This window comes from Hominiventricola aquisgranensis (assembly GCF_040096225.1).
Taxonomy (GTDB): domain Bacteria; phylum Bacillota; class Clostridia; order Lachnospirales; family Lachnospiraceae; genus Hominiventricola; species Hominiventricola aquisgranensis.
This window is the reverse complement of sequence record NZ_JBBMFC010000004.1, coordinates 38,776-55,660: the sequence shown is the minus strand read 5'-3', so window position 1 is coordinate 55,660 and position 16,885 is coordinate 38,776. Positions and strand designations below refer to the sequence as shown.

The following is a 16,885-nucleotide window of genomic DNA, read 5'->3' as shown; positions in this document are numbered from 1 at the left end:
TTACTCCCCCTGTCTCTCCTCTAATGCTGCCAGCAAATATTCTGCTTCCTCCATCTGCTGTATCAGCCGATCCTTAATTTCTGAAAATGCATCTGCTCCGCCCAGGTCCTTTCCTGTAAAATCCTGCTGCAGATGCGTCCGTACCTGTGCCAGTTGTTCCCGGATCATGTCTGCCCTGGCTCCTGCCTCCAGGAAACTCTCCCCATGGAACAATACCTGTCCGATCAGTTCCTCATACACAACAACCGCTGTCCGCTCATTATCTGTCATTACAATATTTCCTGCTGAAACCTCCACCAGATCTTCCCAGTACTGCTTATAATCCACCAGGTCATCCCCCGCAGCATCCACCAGACCGATCCTTGTATAGTATCCGGCAATCAATGAAAGTTTTTCTGCTCTGACAAGATGTGCTCCTGTCAGACAGCCCGACTGTGCTGCCAACCTGAAATAACTCTGCGCCTGCTTCTTATTTTCCGTCTCTTCGTATTTATAGTAATAAGTCACCCCTGCTTCATAGCAAAATGCAGCATAACCTTCTTTATTTTTTGAAAATACACTTTCAAAGGACTCTCCAGATGCAGTCTGTTCCGTAAGAATCCCACGAAGACGCATACTTTCCTCCACCGTCAGCAGTTCATCATCCAGGAAGCCATGCTTTAATAATTGAAGATATGCATCTTTCTCCCCTGGTCTCAGGCAAATCGCCTTTTCATAATTGCCCAGTTCTTCTTCCTTGACAGCAGCATTTCCCGCAGCAGTCAGATAAGCCTCATAGGTATTCCGACTCGCCTGTGTCTCCAGCCCGGAAAAGACAATTCCACCGATTCCAAGACAAATACTTGCTGCAACCGGGGTGAAAAATCCTGCCAGCTTCCGCTTCTGCCTCTTCTGATATCGTTCGTCCATCTCCCAGGAATGTTCCAACGCATACTTTAATTCTGCACAGGAAGAGAATCGCTCTGCCGGATCTGTCTGTGTACAGATTTCCAGAATTGATTCCAGACCTGCAGATAATTCCGGTCGTATCTTTCGCACTGGGCACAATCGATGTGGGCTTTCCCCTGTCACCAGTTCAAACAACATGACTCCAAGACTGTAAATATCCGTTCTTGCATCTGTCTGTCCCTGACTTTCATACTGTTCCGGTGCAGCATACCCTCTGGTTCCCAACAAGACCGTATCGCCGTCGCTGTATCTTCGGTATTCCCTGGCTGCCCCAAAGTCGATCAGCACCAGCTTTCCATCCGGCTTTTTCATCACATTAGATGGCTTCAGATCCCGATAGATCACAGGCGGCTTTCGAGTGTGCAGATATTCCAGTACCTCGCAGAGCTGGATCCCAATATCCAGTACCTCCCGCTCACTGCACACTCCCTGTTCCTCTAACACCTGATCCAGTGAATGGCCCTCCACGTAGTCCATGACGATCAGCTGACTTTCTTTCTGCTCGATCACATCTACAATTCCTGCAATCCCCGGATGATGAAGCTTTTTCAGAAGATCAGTCTCCTTTTTACTGATTCCTGCAGCCCTTGGATCAGTTCGGATCAATTCTTTGACTGCCCATGACCGATTGGCTTTTTCATTGATTGCCAGATAAACGATACTCATACCGCCTCTGCCAATCACATCCAGAATCTTGTACTTTCCATCTACAAGAAATCCATTTTCCAGCATATGGTTCCCCCTTTTCTTCCTGCAAACAGGCGCAAACACCCACTGCACCCATTGTCAGGTTTTCTTTTTCAGTTTTCTTTTTTCTTTTTGGAAAAACTTTGAGTCGAATGCCTCGGAACAAATTGTTAATAAAATCTTACGGACAAAAATAATTTCTACATCTCTTACTCGCCAAACTCTTCAATTAACTTACTTCTGAACACATCATCTCTGGTTGCACGTTCCAGATCACTTTCGCGCCCGGCACTCACAAGTTTCAATGCAAACATAAAGCCATCCAATTTTCCAGTTTTCCTGCCTTCCATAAGCCCAGACTTTCTTCCTTCCTCAATTCCAACCAATTTACCTTTTTCCATTGCTCGATCTAATACATCACACATTGTTTTAACTCCTCCTTCTCCTTTTTCCAGTTCTTCGTTATAAATATCTTCAAACCTGGCATCATCTGTCATGATACTGAACAATTGCAGAACTTCTTTCGCATGTTGAAGCTGTTGATTACTTGGGGTATAGTCAAGCTGTTTTCTCTTCTGAGAAAAGAATTCTGCAACAACTCGAAAGTCACTTTTAAATTGCTGAATCTGTTCATCCGACAGATATGCAATCTGATACAAATTGAACTTGTAATCATTTACATAATCATCTAAACCATCAAGAATTTTCAGCCGGTCTTTCAAGGAAATCGGTCCGTTCCACAGATGCTCATATCCAAAATACAGCACCATTGTTATCACTGGGTATCGTTCCTGTTTCCTTGCCTCATCTGGTTCATCCACCGTTTTCTTCAACAACTGCGCCCGATACTCCATTCCATCATAAGCGATAACCCTCAACGGCATATCTGAATCTGAGCTTGTCTGATTTTCAAATCCCACGCATGCCAGCCGCAGATTACCAGTTTTCCATCTCTTCGCCACATCCCGGTCGATTTCATGTAGCTTTCCGTCCGCCTTATATGCGCTTATCGTTGTCTGATCCTCCAGATCATTTCCCTGTATGACCTCTTGTCCTCCAAATAGTAGTACATTTACAATGTCCGAAAATACATCATTGTAAGCCAGTAGTATTTTTTCTGCAATATCCTTTTCCCCCATTTAAGTCCCTTCCTTTGTATATTTTATAATATAAACAAATAATTGTCACTACTTTTTGTTGAGCAAAATACAACTATTTGTTTGTTTTTTATAGGAATCTTTCTCTCGAATTGAGATAGATTTTATGATTTACTGATTATAAATATGATAATACCACACGCTGTGTGGATAATACAAGTAGAATTTTAAAAATCGGATTTGTATGCATCCAGAATGTCTCTGATGTAGTAATATCCGTGATCCGGAACATAAACGATTTTGTTTACCATCAGAATCATCTGCGTCCCAGATCACATGGTATCCGCCGGTGTTCAGCGGCTGCGCCCAGAAGAGCTTACCGTCCAATGTACCTTCCAGATAATCAACATCAAAAGAAAATCTTCCAATACCTGATTATGCATATGTCCGCTCTGGATATGCTGTATTTCTTCCAGCGGATAAAAACACATTTCCGATTCTTCATGACTTACCCGAAAATCCGGATAGGTAACATAGTAATTAACACCCATAAAAAATATGGTAAACTCCGATTTCTGAACGTCATATGCAATACCCAGTCGATTACTGATCTCTATAGGATCGGCCTGCCGGTATTCCTCTATATAAAACTCATACGGCCTTCTCTCCATATTGTCTCTCGCATAATCAAACGGCAATTTTTCATCCTCCTGACCTTTAGTTTTCTTTCTTACGGTCTGTTACCTTCAATATCGGTTCCTGCGCCTCGATCACATAACCACATTCACAGACCGCATCCTCCATGATTCTTCCTCCCAACAAAAATACTTCTATGTCCCTGCCGCATTTTGGGCAGATCCTGTCCTCGATGATTGGTGATCTGTTTTTATCTTCACATCCGAAAGCAATCATAAGTTTTCTCCTCTCATTCTCTGTACAATGTCTTTCACTTCTTTTACCAACTCCGGGCTGCAGTCATATGTTCGTTCCTTGATCTTTTTTCGCATTTTAGAAATAGGCTCGATAGAATCTACCATATCCTCCGGAAACCCTAATGCCAATCCCAGATTTGCATCCAGATCTGCCCTGTCTTCTATAAGCCCAGCTTCTGCACAATATCATGAAGCGCACTGCGTACAGGCGAATCCTTCGGAAGCCGGACGATCGGTTTTCCATCGCAGTCATACTGATACACGTCCTGATCCTGCGGCACAACGCCCAAAAGTGTTAATCCCTGTTTTTCAACTTCTTCCATAGTTCCTGCATCAAGCTTTCCTTCCGAAGCCCGGTTCACAATCAATCCCACCGTTTTCGGTTTGAAATTCAGTTCTTTCATCAATGCCGCAATTCTGCCTGCTGCCTGCACACCTCTTCTGGAACAGTCGCTGACTAAAATGGCAATTTCCATTGTCGGAATCAGTCCCCTGCTGATATGCTCCATGCCGGCCTCATTATCTACCACCACATATGGATAGTTGCTCTGCAGCTTCTGTATCTGTGTTTGTACCAGACCGTTCACAAAGCAATAACAGCCCTGCCCCTGTGTGCGTCCCATTACCATCAGATCATAATCATCTTCCTCTGTGATGGCATCTGCCAACCGTGCTTCCAGATATGCCTGCTTCGTCATTCCAACAGGGATCTGATAGCGGCTGTCCACACCGGCTCTTTCAATTTCCTCCCGCAGTTCTCCCAGTGTGCATTTGATCCCCACACCAAGAACCTCATTCAGGTTCGCATTTGCGTCAGCATCCACTGCCAGCACCGGTTTTTTCCCACTTTCACACAAATACTGAATCAGCAGGCCTGTCAATGTTGTTTTCCCTACACCGCCTTTTCCTGCAACTGCTATGATATGTCCCATTATGTTTACTCCTTTCTTTTATACATCATGTCCTTTTTCTGAACATACTGTTGATTTTTAACGTCAAACTAATTATAATAAACCTATCCGATAATTCAATCGTCAATGTTTTCACATTGATATGTTTCTGAACAAAATTTAAAAATTGTATAGAAACCAAAGGAGATTCTATGGAAAAAATACAGAAAACCGACCGTCGCACCAGATACACATGCCAAACTATTAAAGATATCCTGCTAGAAGAGCTGAAAACTAAACCCTACAGTAAAATTACTGTGACAGAAATATGCAAAAAAGCCGAAATGAATCGGGGTACCTTCTATCTTCATTATTACGATATCGACGATGTTCTGAACGACATTTTAGAGGATTTTCTTTCAGATACATTAAGCGTTCTGGATCATGTACTCTGTCCTTACAAGTTAAACTGCACTTATCCGTTCTGTGAAAAAATCCGTTCTGCATCCCATTATCAGGTGCTGTTCTTTGATGATGTCACTGCCGCCCGGATGCTGGAAAAGCTGGCGGATCTCGGCAAGGAGGATTTCATTACACGCCTGATGAAAAACAGCCTTCTGACCTTTGAACAGGCAGAAGCTGTCTTTTATTTTCAGATGAACGGATGCCTTGCGATCAACCGCATGATGCTCAAAAATCATTGCAGCGACTGGACGAAAATCCAACAGACCATTGATCAATTTATCAAGGGAGGATTGGAAACCTTTCTGATCCATGACCAGCGGGAAGAGATTCTGTAGATTTATAGAAGCAATATACCAAAACCAAAACGATCACTTTCTGTTATCCAAGGACGTTTCAGCTTTGTCACTCTCCTGTGCCTTCAATTTCGACAGCAGAATTTCTCCAACCGTAACCGCGTCCTCCATAGTCAGATAGTGGTCGGCGCTTCTGCTAAGATAAAGTTTCCCGGACGCTTCAAACTCTTCATCCGCAAACCATATCTTCAACCAGACCGGATAGTTTGGCAGAAAGTGAAATACTGCACACAGATCGGCATTGCTGTCTGCAAATTCTGCCCCAAGGCCTTTGCAGATCTTCCGAATGCAATCCGGTGTTTTTCCATTCAGAAATCTCTGAAGTTCCTTTTCCATGTCATGGTCAAACTTCGTCCCTCTGATAAGACCATCCTTTAATCCTCCAAACGTAATGACCTGATCAGAAATCGCAGTCCCATCTGCCAGAGCCAAATAATGAAGAATCACCAGTTGATGCCATTCCTCAAGCCTGGGAGAAAATGTATATTCAGGAACTGTAATCCGAACCGTTTGGTTCAGGCTTTGTAACTCCAATACTCCATCACTTTCGTGAAAGACTGCTCCGCTTCTTTGGGCTATGTTATCCGGTGACAGATGTTTTACCTGTTCCTTTGCTGGACGAAGCATCTCGCTAAAGGCTCTGTTGTTCGGAAGCGTATCTTTAAAAAAGCTGTCCATTTTTTCACACCCTTTTTGCAGCATCTTTCAGCACTTTTGCAATATCTCCCTTAATGACCATTCCCTTTTCCTCTATGTCTTTTGGCAGGAAATCATATTGTGCGTTTACGGCAATATAATAGGCATCCGGAAGGTTCAGCGTCAGGTTCCAGAAAGGTTCCTGTATAAACATCGGTGTCATTCTCCCCACTCCCAGTTCCATGAAGAGTATCTTTTTCTCTTTGTTGTTCATGATATACTTCGAAATTTTCTGATATTGTTCATCGTATTTTCTTCCCTGCAGGAAATTACCGTAACCACGCACCCACGGAAACGCTTCCTCGCCGCAGACCGGACAGCGCGGTATCAACTCTTCGGGAATGCTTGTACCATCTCCCATGGCCTCTATCATTTTTTCTACCGGCTTTATCGCATCCCATGTCCGGTCGCAACACTGTCTGGAACACTGGAAAAAGCGGTGATCCCCCTGAATCTGTGCCACCTTCTCCTCCGGATAAATCTTGACAAACTGTGTGTCCTGATTCGTAGTCAGAATAAAGAAATCTTTTCCCTGCAAAATGGTGTCCAGATCCAGATAGGGTTCCCTAATGGGCGCAGTCTGCGTCGTATGCAGGAAGGTAGCCAGATAAGCCCAGAATTCCCCGCGGGTCTTATATGGATACCCCATGCCTGCAAACGCTCCCTGAAACCCATATTTTTCTGCAAACTTCCCGAAATAACGGCGAAAGGACGGCGTATCCTCATAGTAAAAATCCCCGCCTCCCGCGGAGGACAGTCCAGAGGCTCCTCCAACTACAATGCAATCTGCTTCTTTTATTTTTTCGATCAATTTCTCAATCTGCTTTTCGTAAGGCAGTGCTTCTCTGTCGCTTAATCTGACCGGAGTTTTTCCGGCGGCATACGTTCCGTAATATCTGGAATAATTCATCTGCGTCTGCATAACCAAGTTTTCATACATGCTCATTTTCATTTCCTCCATCCTTCGTTTCTTTCTTCCGAAGCCTCTTTCAGTCGTTCCAATATCTCTGTCATATCTCCATCAAGACCATAGGATTTTGCCGCAATCTCATCCGGAATATAGATCTCACCTTTGTTTATGGTAATATAAGCCGCATAAGGCTCTTTCTTCACCAAATTCATAAGTGGTGCCTTGATCAGTTGGTCGCAAAGAAATTATGTGGCTTTCAGCCACTTACACGACTGTGCCGTGAATAATATAAGTTTATTACTTCTATAATACAGAAATAATGGATCTATCATATCAGGGTATTTTTCCAATAATGGCCCTATCCTCATCGGTTCTGCTGGCATTTTTTTCTTTTTGATTCCTCAATATCTCCACAACAGAAAAAACCTGAAGCACTTCTTCAGGAAGCACTCCAGGTTCTAAAGACTACATAATAAATTTTCTATTTCCCCATCGACAGCAGGATTCGGTCATTGTCCAGATCTTTTCCTGCTTTTGTGTGGAATTTTTCCAGAAGATCGGTCACGGTCATATTTTCCCGTTCTTTTCCTTCTACATCGAGAACGATCTTTCCATCATCCATCATCAATGTCCGATTACCCATGCTCAATGCCTGCTGCATATTGTGAGTCACCATCAGACAGGTGGTATGATTTTTCTCAATGATCTCCTGTGTCAGTTTTAACACTTTATCCGCAGTTCCCGGATCCAGTGCTGCTGTATGTTCATCCAGCAATAACAAATCTGGAGGAACCATGGTTGCCATCAGAAGTGTCAGTGCCTGACGCTGTCCGCCGGACAGGAGTCCCACTGGATTCTTCATCCGGTCTTCCAACCCCATATGAAGCTGCGACAACTGTTCTCTGAAAAAATCCTTATCTTTTTTGGATACACGACTGAACGGCGCATTTCCTCGGGAAGTACGAAGATATGCCAGCGCCAGATTTTCCTCAATGGTCATATGAGGAGCTGTTCCCTTCAGGGGATCCTGAAAGAGACGACCAATCACGCGGCTTCTCTTATATTCTGGAGTGAAGGTAATATCCTTTCCACCCAGGATCACAGAACCTTCATCCACATAAAATACACCTGCAATGGCATTCATCATTGTAGATTTTCCTGCTCCATTGGAACCAATGATGGTTGCAAAATCTCCCGGCTTCAGATAAAGGGACAACCCCTGCAGTGCACATTTTTCATTGACGGTACCAGGATTAAAGGTCTTTTTGATATTTTCCAGTCTTAGCATATCATTTTCCCCCTCTTCTGGCTGTTGCACTCATCTTCCGTTTCTGGAAAGCGGCCCACTTCTTCAGTTCCGGTCCTGCAATCGCCAGTGCAACCACAATGGCTGTCACAAGCTTCAGGCACTCGATGGGAACAATTCCCGTCTTCAGAATGATCGCATAGATAAAACGATATACAATACTTCCGATCAGCGCTGCGAGTACATTTCTTGCCATGGATCTTCGTCCGATCAGCGTCTCACCAATGATCAGGCATGCAAGACCAATCACAACAATTCCGGTTCCACCGTTGATATCGGCGGATTTCTGATACTGTCCGACCACTGCGCCGGACAGTGCGGTCAGTGCATTGGAAATGCAAAGACCAACGGTAATAGTAAATACTGGATTGACGGAGGATGCACGGACCATGTCTGCATTATCTCCAGTGGCCCGGATGCTCAGTCCGATACGGGTTCCCAGAAACCATACCAGGAAGAGTCCGGCCAGGATCGTGATTCCGGCTGCCAGGATGAGCTTATACCATGTGCCTCCAATCCCGGTCTCTTTCATCATGGTAAACAATGTACTCTGCTTTAAGAGACTGACATTGGAGCTCCATCCCATGACCATCAGGTTCACCGTATAGAGACCTGTGTTTGTAACGATTCCTGCCAGAATAGACGGAACACCCAGTCTGGTCTGCAAAAATGCTGTCACAAATCCGGCACAGGATCCGGCAGCCATCGCTGCCAGGATTGCCAGGAACGGATGTCCTGCGGCTGCCACCGTTACGGATACTGCTGCTCCCAGGACAAATCCGCTGTCCGTGGTCAGATCCGCAATATCCAGGATCCGGTAGCTTAAGAAAAGAGCCATAGCTACCAACGCATACATAAAGCCCAGCTCAAGGGCTGTCTGAATCACATAAACCATTTTTTACTCCTCGGTAGTGGTTACTTCCACAACCTCTCCTATGTCATTAAATGCGGAATAGTCAATTCCAAGTGTTGCTGCTGTCTCAGTGTTGACTGTGATGATGCCGCCATCCATCAGATAGTAGTCATCCATGTCTGCCATGCCAGCGGTTACTGCCTCATATGCAAGATCAGCGGTTTTATGTCCAAGATCAGTGTAGTTCACGCCACAGGTAGCAAATGCACCATTTCTTACGAAGGAATCAGCTCCCGTGTAATGCGGAATACCTGCATCTGCGAAGGTCTCATAGATTGCCAGCTCTGCTGCCATGATCACGTTATCGGTAGGAGTAAATACTGCATCCACACCATCTGCGACCAGTGCGCTTGCTGCAGTGATAACTTCATCATTGGTGCTTGCTGTCTTCTCTTCGTAAGCAATTCCCTTCTCATCCAGATATGCTTTTGCATCCGCGATCGGCTTTGTGGAGTTTGCCTCGGACAGAGAGTAGAGAAGTCCGACTTTCTGTACATCCGGGTTCTGTTTGAACATCATATCCATGATAAAATCGGTGTTCAGTGCATCAGAAGTACCCGTTACATAGTCAATTCCGGTAAGCTCTGCTGCATCCGGATCAGAAATTGCTGCGTATACAACCGGTGTCTGTGTCTCTTCTGCACAATTTGCCATCACCTGTGCTGCCAGTGTTGCGATCGGAATAATCACATCTACATCCTCGGAGACCACCTGCGTTCCAATCTGATTCAGAACTGACTGATCACCCTGTCCGGAATAAGTCTCATATTCAATAGTTACTCCGTTCTTTGCTGCGATAGTATCCAGCTCTTCCTCAACTGCATTGGCGATCTCATCCAGAGATGCATGATCCATCTGTTTTACAACGGCTACTTTAATGGTATCTCCGGTTGCTGCTTCGGTGGTGTCTGCCGTGTCTGTTGCTTCCGTATCTTCAGCTGCCTCTGCGGAAGTATCTGCTGCGGTGTCTGCAGAACCGGTGCTTCCACATCCTGCTACCAGAGTTGTTGTCATTGCTGCTGCCAGTACTACGCTCACTACTTTCTTTTTCATGTCTTTTTCCTCCACTATTCAAAAAATTCAGGGCTGTTTCACTGGCTTGAAACGGCTGCCCTTCGTTTTTATTATACAAAAAAACCGTCCCAAGCTTTTTCTGCTTGAGACGGTTATAAATATCTTATAATCGCGGTACCACTCAACTTGACATTGCTGTCCACTTTCGGTGTACTGTCATACACTCCTCATTGATAACGGGTTTGGTTCCCGACGGTTCCTACTCTTTACATTTCGGGCCGCCCTCGAAAGGCCATTCAGCAATCTGCTCCATACTGCAATCCCACCACCTGCAGTTCTCTGTAACTTTGCCTGAAAGCTTACTTCTCTTTCTCATCGGTTTTAGTATTTTGTTATGTTCTCTTGAACTTGTTTGTATTCTATGCCTGTTTTGAAGAAATGTCAACCACTTTTTGAAATTATTTTGAAATTTTTAAATATTCAAAAAGGCTTTCCAATCCAGATTTTTCCCATTCAACACGCATTCTTTCAGTTCATCAGACTCATAATATAACTTCAGTGAAAAGAACGGCACCTCATCTGTGAGCAGACGGAAAAATACTTTATCCCCTTCCCACAGATCAAGGGTATGGATCTGATCTTTTCTGACCCACTCCAGATTGCCTTCCGGGCAGTCTTCCTTCATCCTGCCTGTCCAGCCCGTGGCTGTATAGAGACACATATACTGCGTCTCCGCATTCTTCATAGCAAAGGTCACAATACCCCGAAAGCGATAGTCTGTAAGAGTCAGACCGGTCTCTTCCTGTACTTCACGAAGCAGACAGTCCTCAGGGCTTTCATAGTCCTCTGCGTGACCGCCCACTCCAATCCATTTATCCTGATTCATATCCTGCTTTTTCTTAACTCTGTGCATCATCAGGTAATTGTCGTTCTGTTCCAGATAACACAGAGTCGTCACTGTCATTGGTAACGTAGTCATTTTCATTTTCTTCTGAATCCAATCCATAGTACTCAGGGCATTGATATACTCCTGATTTTTTACTTCTACAGAAATTGTCCAACAAGAGCCAGAAAGTACTTCTGTAAGGAAGCTATTGGGCAATAGAGTACTTGAAAAGGTGCAAACTGCCCAATAATTGACAAGGAAAGCTTCCCGTGAGTATGATATTGGGCAATAGATTACTTAAGAGGTGCAGGCTGTCCACTAATTGACAAAAAAAGCTTCCCCTAAGGAAGTAAATGGGCAACCAAGGCTCGTACTGCACAAGAATTGCCCAAAAAGAAACTCGGAAAGGATTTTCTTCATACCCCGCCTCATCTTAGTAGTCTTCCCTAAAAAGATTTTTATTTCGTCAGTTCTGCCACTACCTGATTGATCACTTTACCATCTGCTTTGCCTTTCAGCTCACCCATAACGGTCTTCATGATCATACCTTTATTCTTGGTTGCCAGCACGTCAGCAAATTTGCTGGTGAGGATCTCTTTTACTTCCTCTGCGCTTAAGAGCTTCGGAGCAAATTCACCCATCACATCGTAACGGGCCTTGTACTCTGCCAGCAAATCCTCTCTGGAAGCCGGGCAGGTGTCGATCTGCTCTTTAACGCTTTTCAGCTCTTTTAATACGACCTGATTGACCATATCCTCCGGAATATCGTCACGGCATCCTGCATCGATACCTGCTTTTTTCACTGCCGATACCAGTGCGGAGATAGAGTCCTTTCTCGGTTTATCCTTCGCTTTCATGGCTGCGATCATTGCATCCTGAAGATCTTTTAATTTCATAATGTTTTTTCCTCCTTGCCTGTCTTTACATAGGTGTCAAAACAGAATTTGATAATATCCTTTCTGGTGACAATGCCTATGAATATTTTTTTATCGTCAATGACCGGAACAAAGTTCTGGTTCATGGCTGTCTGGATCAGATCCTCCATGGACGCATTGATGGATACCGGGCGGAATTCCATCCGACGCTCCACTGTGAGGATTGAGACATTTTCTGCCTCTTTTAAGTTCATATCATAACGTTTTTTCAGTGTCCAAAGGAAATCGCCTTCCGTTACCACCCCAAGGTAATGTCCCTCCTTGTCGATCATGGGAATTGCAGTATATCCGCTGTATTCCAGCTTCTCAATTCCCTGTCGCAGGGTCCATTCATCTTTCAAATATGCAACTTCACTTTTCGGTGTCAGAAAAAATAATACGTTCATAATTTATTCAGCCTCTGTATATTTTATTGGTTGTATTTCACTTATGGTATTTTCCTGTTACATCAAGGGTGCCAGTACCCTCAATACACTGGTGAACAATCCACCGATCACGCCCTGGCGGCAGTCCCCCATAGTCACCTGATGACATTGTTCAAAACACTGCTCCATATCAGTCTTAATATCATGAATTGCCTCACACTGATAGAGCATCGTTCCGCACTCAAAATGCAGGTAAAGACTTCTGAAATCCATATTGATGCTGCCTACAGTTCCGATCTGGTCATCACACACATAGGACTTAGCATGGACAAATCCCGGCGTATATTCATAAATCTTGACACCAGCCTCCAGAAGCGGCGGATAATAAGATTTTGCCATATAAAAGACCATAGGCTTATCCGGAATGCCCGGCATCAATATCCGTACATCCACACCCCGCTTGGCTGCCAGACACAACGCACGCTCCATCTCATCGCTGATAAGCAGATACGGTGTTGCAATATATACATAATCTTTTGCCTGATTGAGAATGTTGATATATACATTTTCTCCCAGCTCTTCGTTGTCAAGAGGCGTGTCCGCATAAGGAATCACATAACCATCTGTCTTAAAAGTCTCCGGGTGCCATCTGTGAGGACGGAAGGCTTCATAATCAAAATCCGGCTTCTGAAATGCATTCCACATCTCCAGAAACATGATCGTGAGATTGAACACACCTTCTCCCAAAAGACGCACTCCTGTATCTTTCCAGTGACCGAATCTCGCTTTTTCATTGATATATTCATCTGCCAGATTGATTCCGCCGCTATAACCGATATAACCATCGATCACCAGGATTTTCCGATGATCACGATTGTTCATGGCCAGTGACAGAAACGGTACGAACCGGTTAAATGCCATACATTTGATGCCTTTGTTCTCCATCAGCTTTGTATAATGGATCGGCAGACGGTCCACACACCCCACATCATCATAGATCAGACGCACTTCCACGCCTTCTTTTACTTTCTGTTCCAGGATCTCCAGGATCGAGTTCCACATGATTCCCTGCTCAATGATAAAATATTCCAGATAAATGTAATGTTCTGCCTTCTTCAGATCTTCCAGCATAGATGCGAACATCTCTTCACCGATGGGGAAATATTTCACCGCGGTATGTTTCCACACCGGATAACGGCCAAGGGTTCCCAGATAATTCATAGAGCCTGCCACATTCGCATCCTGTGCTCTGACTTCTGCAAGAATCTCCTCATTCTGCTTCATGGTATCTTTCATGCCATCTTTGACCAATGCCATTTTCTGGGCAATCTTTTTGCTTGGCTTCTTGTTTCCGACCAGCACATACAGGATACCACCCAACAGCGGGATCAGCATGATCAGGATGATCCATGCGATCTTATAGGCCGAATTTTCATCCTTGCGGATCAGATATAACACGATCACCACACTTAAGACCCGGAAAAATCCATTGATAAATACAGAGTAGCTGGTCAGCTGTCTCAAAAACAGAATATACCAGGCTGCCTGTATGAGAATTGCAAGCCCCACCAGCACGGTTCGGCTCTTTAATACCTTAAACAGTTTTGCCATACGTTTGTCGCTCTCCTTTGTGCCTTGTCTCCAGTATACCCCTCTTTACATTATTTTTCCAGATGAACTGTCATCTGCGGGAAAGGAATATCGATATTTGCTTCTGTCAGACGGTCATGTACCCGTTCCAGTGTCCGCCATTTTACATCCCAGTAATCAGCAGCTTTCACCCATGGACGGATCAGGATCGTAATTCCACTGTCTCCCAGATTATCAACAGCAACGGTCCATGCCGGGTCTTTCAGAATCTTATCATCCTCTGATAAAATGCTCTCGATCAGTGCTTTTGCCGCTTTCAGGTCCGAGCCATAGGCCACGTCTACGCTCATATCCACACGGCGGGTCTCATTGGCAGAAAAATTCACAATATTACTATTGGACAACGTACCGTTGGGAATGACCACATTGCGGTTGTCCACCGTATGTAAAGTCGTACAGAACAGGGAGATCTCTGCGACCGTTCCTTCACATCCACAGGCATTGATATAATGTCCTACCTGAAAAGGCTTCATAATCAGAATCAGAATGCCACCTGCGAAGTTTGAGAGGCTTCCCTGCAGAGAAAGACCGATAGCAACTCCTGCCGATCCAAGAATCGTAATAAAAGAGGTAGTCTGAATGCCAAAATGTCCAAGCAGTGACAATATCAGAACCGTCCATGCAGAGATCTTCACCAGCGCATCCAGAAACTGTACCACGCCGGTATCCACATTTCCACGGAGAAGCGTCTTCTTCAGAAACTTTCTTAAAATACTGATCAGTTTTAATCCAACGATCAGAATAAGCACAGCCCAGACAATATTCATGCCTGCGTCCAGAAATTTGGGCCACAGTCTTTCAATTACTTTTGACATCGTCGAAACATCCATATTTGATACGTCAATATTTTCCAGATTATCCATTTGATTATGCTCCTCCTATGCTTTATGAAAATCGATCCAGAAAATCCTGCTCAGAGATGATCTCCACTCCCAGATCTTTTGCTTTTTTATTTTTTGATGAACCAGACAACAGATCATTGTTGATGAGATAACTGGTCTTGGAGGTAACGCTTCCTGTCACCTTTCCTCCTTTGGACTCGATCAGTTCCTTCAGCTCATTCCGATTAGAAAAATGTTCCAGACTTCCAGTGATGACAAATATCTTTCCATCCAGCGTCTGTTCTCCTTCAGGCTCCTGATTCTGCTCCAGTTCCAGTTCTTTCATCAGATCATTGAGCCACCGGTTATGCTCTTCATCTTTGAAGTATTCTTCCACACTGGTGCCGATCACACCGCCGATACCTGCAATCGCGCTTAATTCTTCCGCTGTTGCCCTGCGGATCTTCTCCAGATCATTTTTATATTCCTTACAGATCATTTTGGCATTGGAAAGCCCAATATTCGGGATTCCCAGACTGTAGATCACTCTTGGCAGCGTGGTATGTCTTGCCTGTTCCACACTGTTCATCAGATTATTATAAGATTTATCTCCAAATCCTTCCAGGGTCACAATTTCATCCCGGTAACGATCCAGATGAAAAATATCCGCATACTCCCGGATAAATCCGCAGCCAATAAACTTCTCCAGCGTCATCTCGGAGAGTCCATCAATATTCATAGCATCCCTGCTCACAAACAAAGTAAATGCCTTGATCTTTTTCGCCTGACAGTCTGGATTCATGCAATACAGTGACTCCACATCATTACTCTTGATGATCTTCGCCTCACCGCCGCACACCGGGCAGACATCCGGAATGATCAGGTTACCACTCTGGGTCAGATTCTCTGCGATCTGTGGAATGATCATATTTGCTTTATAAACCGTAATGTGATCGCCAATACCAAGCTTCAGGGCTCTTACAATGCTGATATTATGAACCGATGCTCTGCTGACTGTGGTGCCTTCCAGTTCTACCGGCTCAAAGACTGCCACCGGATTGATGAGTCCTGTTCGGGACGGACTCCATTCAATCTTCTCAAGCACTGTCTCACGAAGTTCATCCTTCCATTTGAACGCATAGGAATCCCTTGGAAACTTGGCTGTTCTTCCCAGGGACTGACCATAGGCAATATCCTCATATGTGCTTACCAGACCGTCCGATGGAAAATCATTGTGTACGATTGCCTCGGAAAATTCCTGTACAGCCTTCGGAATACCCGCTCCGGTCACTTTTTTATATTCCACCACATCAAAGCCCTGTTCTTTCATCCATAAGAACTGCTGCTCTCTGGAATTGTGGAAATCCACACCGTCAGCTTTCACCAGTGCGAATGCGTAGAAATAGACATTTCTCTTTGCCGTGATCTCATTATTCAACTGGCGCACTGAGCCGCTGCAGAGATTACGGGGATTCTTGTATTTCGCTGCTTCATCGGCAATCTCTGCATTGATCTTTTCAAAATCGGAATATCGGATCACCGCCTCACCTCGAAGAATCGTCTCGCCTTTATGGGCAATGTTCAGTGGAATATTCCGAAATACCCTGGCATTGTTGGTGATAACCTCTCCGATCTCTCCATTTCCTCTGGTGACAGCCTTGGAGAGTTCCCCATTTTCATAAGTAAGCACAACTGTCAGTCCATCCAGCTTCCAGGACAGCAATACTTCATGCTCCCCCGCAAATGCTGCCAGTTCATTTACATCCTTTGTCTTATCCAGAGACAGCATAGGTGACTCATGGCGTTCCTTGGGAAGCTCATCCACCGCTTCATAACCGACAGTCACTGTGGGTGAACCTGCCAGCACGGTTCCCGTCTCCTTCTCCAGTGCCTCCAGCTCGTCATACAGCTTATCATATTCCAGATTGCTCATGATCTCCCGATCCTGCTGATAGTACGCTCTGGAGGCATTTCTCAAAAGTTCCCCCAGCTCTCTCATACGGGCAATCTTGTCCAT

At 44.7% G+C, this 16,885-nt stretch carries 19 protein-coding genes and 1 other annotated feature; of the genes, 1 reads left to right on the top strand and 18 read right to left on the bottom strand.

Going from position 1 to position 16,885, the window contains the following annotated elements; translation table 11 throughout:
- The 6 genes from WMO62_RS03115 to WMO62_RS03090 all read right to left on the bottom strand — a co-directional run bounded on the left by WMO62_RS03115 (position 1) and on the right by WMO62_RS03090 (position 4,596).
- On the bottom strand, positions 1-1,680 hold the full coding sequence (locus tag WMO62_RS03115; RefSeq protein WP_349143771.1) for a serine/threonine protein kinase: 1,680 nt from the start codon (positions 1,678-1,680) through the stop codon (positions 1-3).
- Between the two features lie 164 nt (positions 1,681-1,844).
- A complete protein-coding gene (locus WMO62_RS03110; protein ID WP_349143770.1) occupies positions 1,845-2,774 on the bottom strand; it encodes an RpnC/YadD family protein in 930 nt (309 codons plus the stop codon).
- A 311-nt stretch (positions 2,775-3,085) separates the two neighbouring features.
- Complete coding sequence (locus tag WMO62_RS03105; protein WP_349143769.1) at positions 3,086-3,430, bottom strand: DUF3786 domain-containing protein; 345 nt, start codon at positions 3,428-3,430, stop codon at positions 3,086-3,088.
- Between the two features lie 19 nt (positions 3,431-3,449).
- Positions 3,450-3,644: a hypothetical protein gene (locus tag WMO62_RS03100; protein WP_349143768.1), complete on the bottom strand. Its 195-nt coding sequence runs from the start codon at positions 3,642-3,644 to the stop codon at positions 3,450-3,452.
- Positions 3,641-3,793 carry a hypothetical protein gene (locus WMO62_RS15880; protein WP_435390460.1) on the bottom strand — a complete coding sequence of 51 codons (153 nt, stop codon included), beginning with the start codon at positions 3,791-3,793 and terminating at the stop codon, positions 3,641-3,643. The genes WMO62_RS03100 and WMO62_RS15880 overlap by 4 nt, the downstream gene beginning before the upstream one ends.
- A gap of 32 nt (positions 3,794-3,825) precedes the next feature.
- A complete protein-coding gene (locus WMO62_RS03090) occupies positions 3,826-4,596 on the bottom strand; it encodes an ATP-binding protein (protein ID WP_349143767.1) in 771 nt (256 codons plus the stop codon).
- Positions 4,597-4,898: 302 nt separating this feature from the next.
- On the opposite strand from WMO62_RS03090, the gene WMO62_RS03085 reads away from it, so the two are divergent.
- Entirely contained in the window at positions 4,899-5,354 is a 456-nt protein-coding gene (locus WMO62_RS03085; RefSeq protein ID WP_349143766.1) for a TetR/AcrR family transcriptional regulator, read from the top strand.
- Positions 5,355-5,387: 33 nt separating this feature from the next.
- Here WMO62_RS03085 and WMO62_RS03080 read toward each other — a convergent pair whose 3' ends face one another.
- The 12 genes from WMO62_RS03080 to ligA form a co-directional block, all read right to left on the bottom strand.
- Positions 5,388-6,050, bottom strand: a complete 663-nt coding sequence (locus tag WMO62_RS03080; protein ID WP_349143765.1) for a DUF3786 domain-containing protein — start codon at positions 6,048-6,050, stop codon at positions 5,388-5,390.
- A 4-nt stretch (positions 6,051-6,054) separates the two neighbouring features.
- A complete protein-coding gene (locus WMO62_RS03075) occupies positions 6,055-7,014 on the bottom strand; it encodes an SIR2 family NAD-dependent protein deacylase (protein WP_349143764.1) in 960 nt (319 codons plus the stop codon).
- A gap of 2 nt (positions 7,015-7,016) precedes the next feature.
- Positions 7,017-7,190 carry a hypothetical protein gene (locus tag WMO62_RS03070; protein ID WP_349143763.1) on the bottom strand — a complete coding sequence of 58 codons (174 nt, stop codon included), beginning with the start codon at positions 7,188-7,190 and terminating at the stop codon, positions 7,017-7,019.
- A gap of 269 nt (positions 7,191-7,459) precedes the next feature.
- On the bottom strand, positions 7,460-8,266 hold the full coding sequence (locus WMO62_RS03065; RefSeq protein WP_349143762.1) for an ABC transporter ATP-binding protein: 807 nt from the start codon (positions 8,264-8,266) through the stop codon (positions 7,460-7,462).
- Between the two features lies 1 nt (position 8,267).
- A complete protein-coding gene (locus WMO62_RS03060; protein WP_349143761.1) occupies positions 8,268-9,179 on the bottom strand; it encodes an ABC transporter permease in 912 nt (303 codons plus the stop codon).
- Positions 9,180-9,182: 3 nt separating this feature from the next.
- A complete protein-coding gene (locus WMO62_RS03055) occupies positions 9,183-10,250 on the bottom strand; it encodes an ABC transporter substrate-binding protein (protein ID WP_349143760.1) in 1,068 nt (355 codons plus the stop codon).
- Between the two features lie 102 nt (positions 10,251-10,352).
- Positions 10,353-10,596, bottom strand: a binding site (T-box leader).
- 87 nt (positions 10,597-10,683) lie between these two features.
- A complete protein-coding gene (locus tag WMO62_RS03050; protein ID WP_349143759.1) occupies positions 10,684-11,190 on the bottom strand; it encodes an NUDIX hydrolase in 507 nt (168 codons plus the stop codon).
- A gap of 365 nt (positions 11,191-11,555) precedes the next feature.
- Positions 11,556-11,993 carry a GatB/YqeY domain-containing protein gene (locus tag WMO62_RS03045; RefSeq protein ID WP_349143758.1) on the bottom strand — a complete coding sequence of 146 codons (438 nt, stop codon included), beginning with the start codon at positions 11,991-11,993 and terminating at the stop codon, positions 11,556-11,558.
- The gene (locus WMO62_RS03040; RefSeq protein ID WP_117496291.1) at positions 11,990-12,418 is read right to left on the bottom strand and encodes a CBS domain-containing protein; all 429 of its coding nucleotides are present in this window, start codon (positions 12,416-12,418) and stop codon (positions 11,990-11,992) included. Before WMO62_RS03040 ends, WMO62_RS03045 begins: the two co-directional genes overlap by 4 nt.
- Positions 12,419-12,475: 57 nt before the next feature.
- The gene (gene cls / locus WMO62_RS03035) at positions 12,476-14,008 is read right to left on the bottom strand and encodes a cardiolipin synthase (RefSeq protein ID WP_349143757.1); all 1,533 of its coding nucleotides are present in this window, start codon (positions 14,006-14,008) and stop codon (positions 12,476-12,478) included.
- Between the two features lie 50 nt (positions 14,009-14,058).
- Positions 14,059-14,910: a mechanosensitive ion channel family protein gene (locus WMO62_RS03030; RefSeq protein ID WP_118509693.1), complete on the bottom strand. Its 852-nt coding sequence runs from the start codon at positions 14,908-14,910 to the stop codon at positions 14,059-14,061.
- 22 nt (positions 14,911-14,932) lie between these two features.
- Positions 14,933-16,885: an NAD-dependent DNA ligase LigA gene (ligA, locus tag WMO62_RS03025; protein WP_349143756.1), complete on the bottom strand. Its 1,953-nt coding sequence runs from the start codon at positions 16,883-16,885 to the stop codon at positions 14,933-14,935.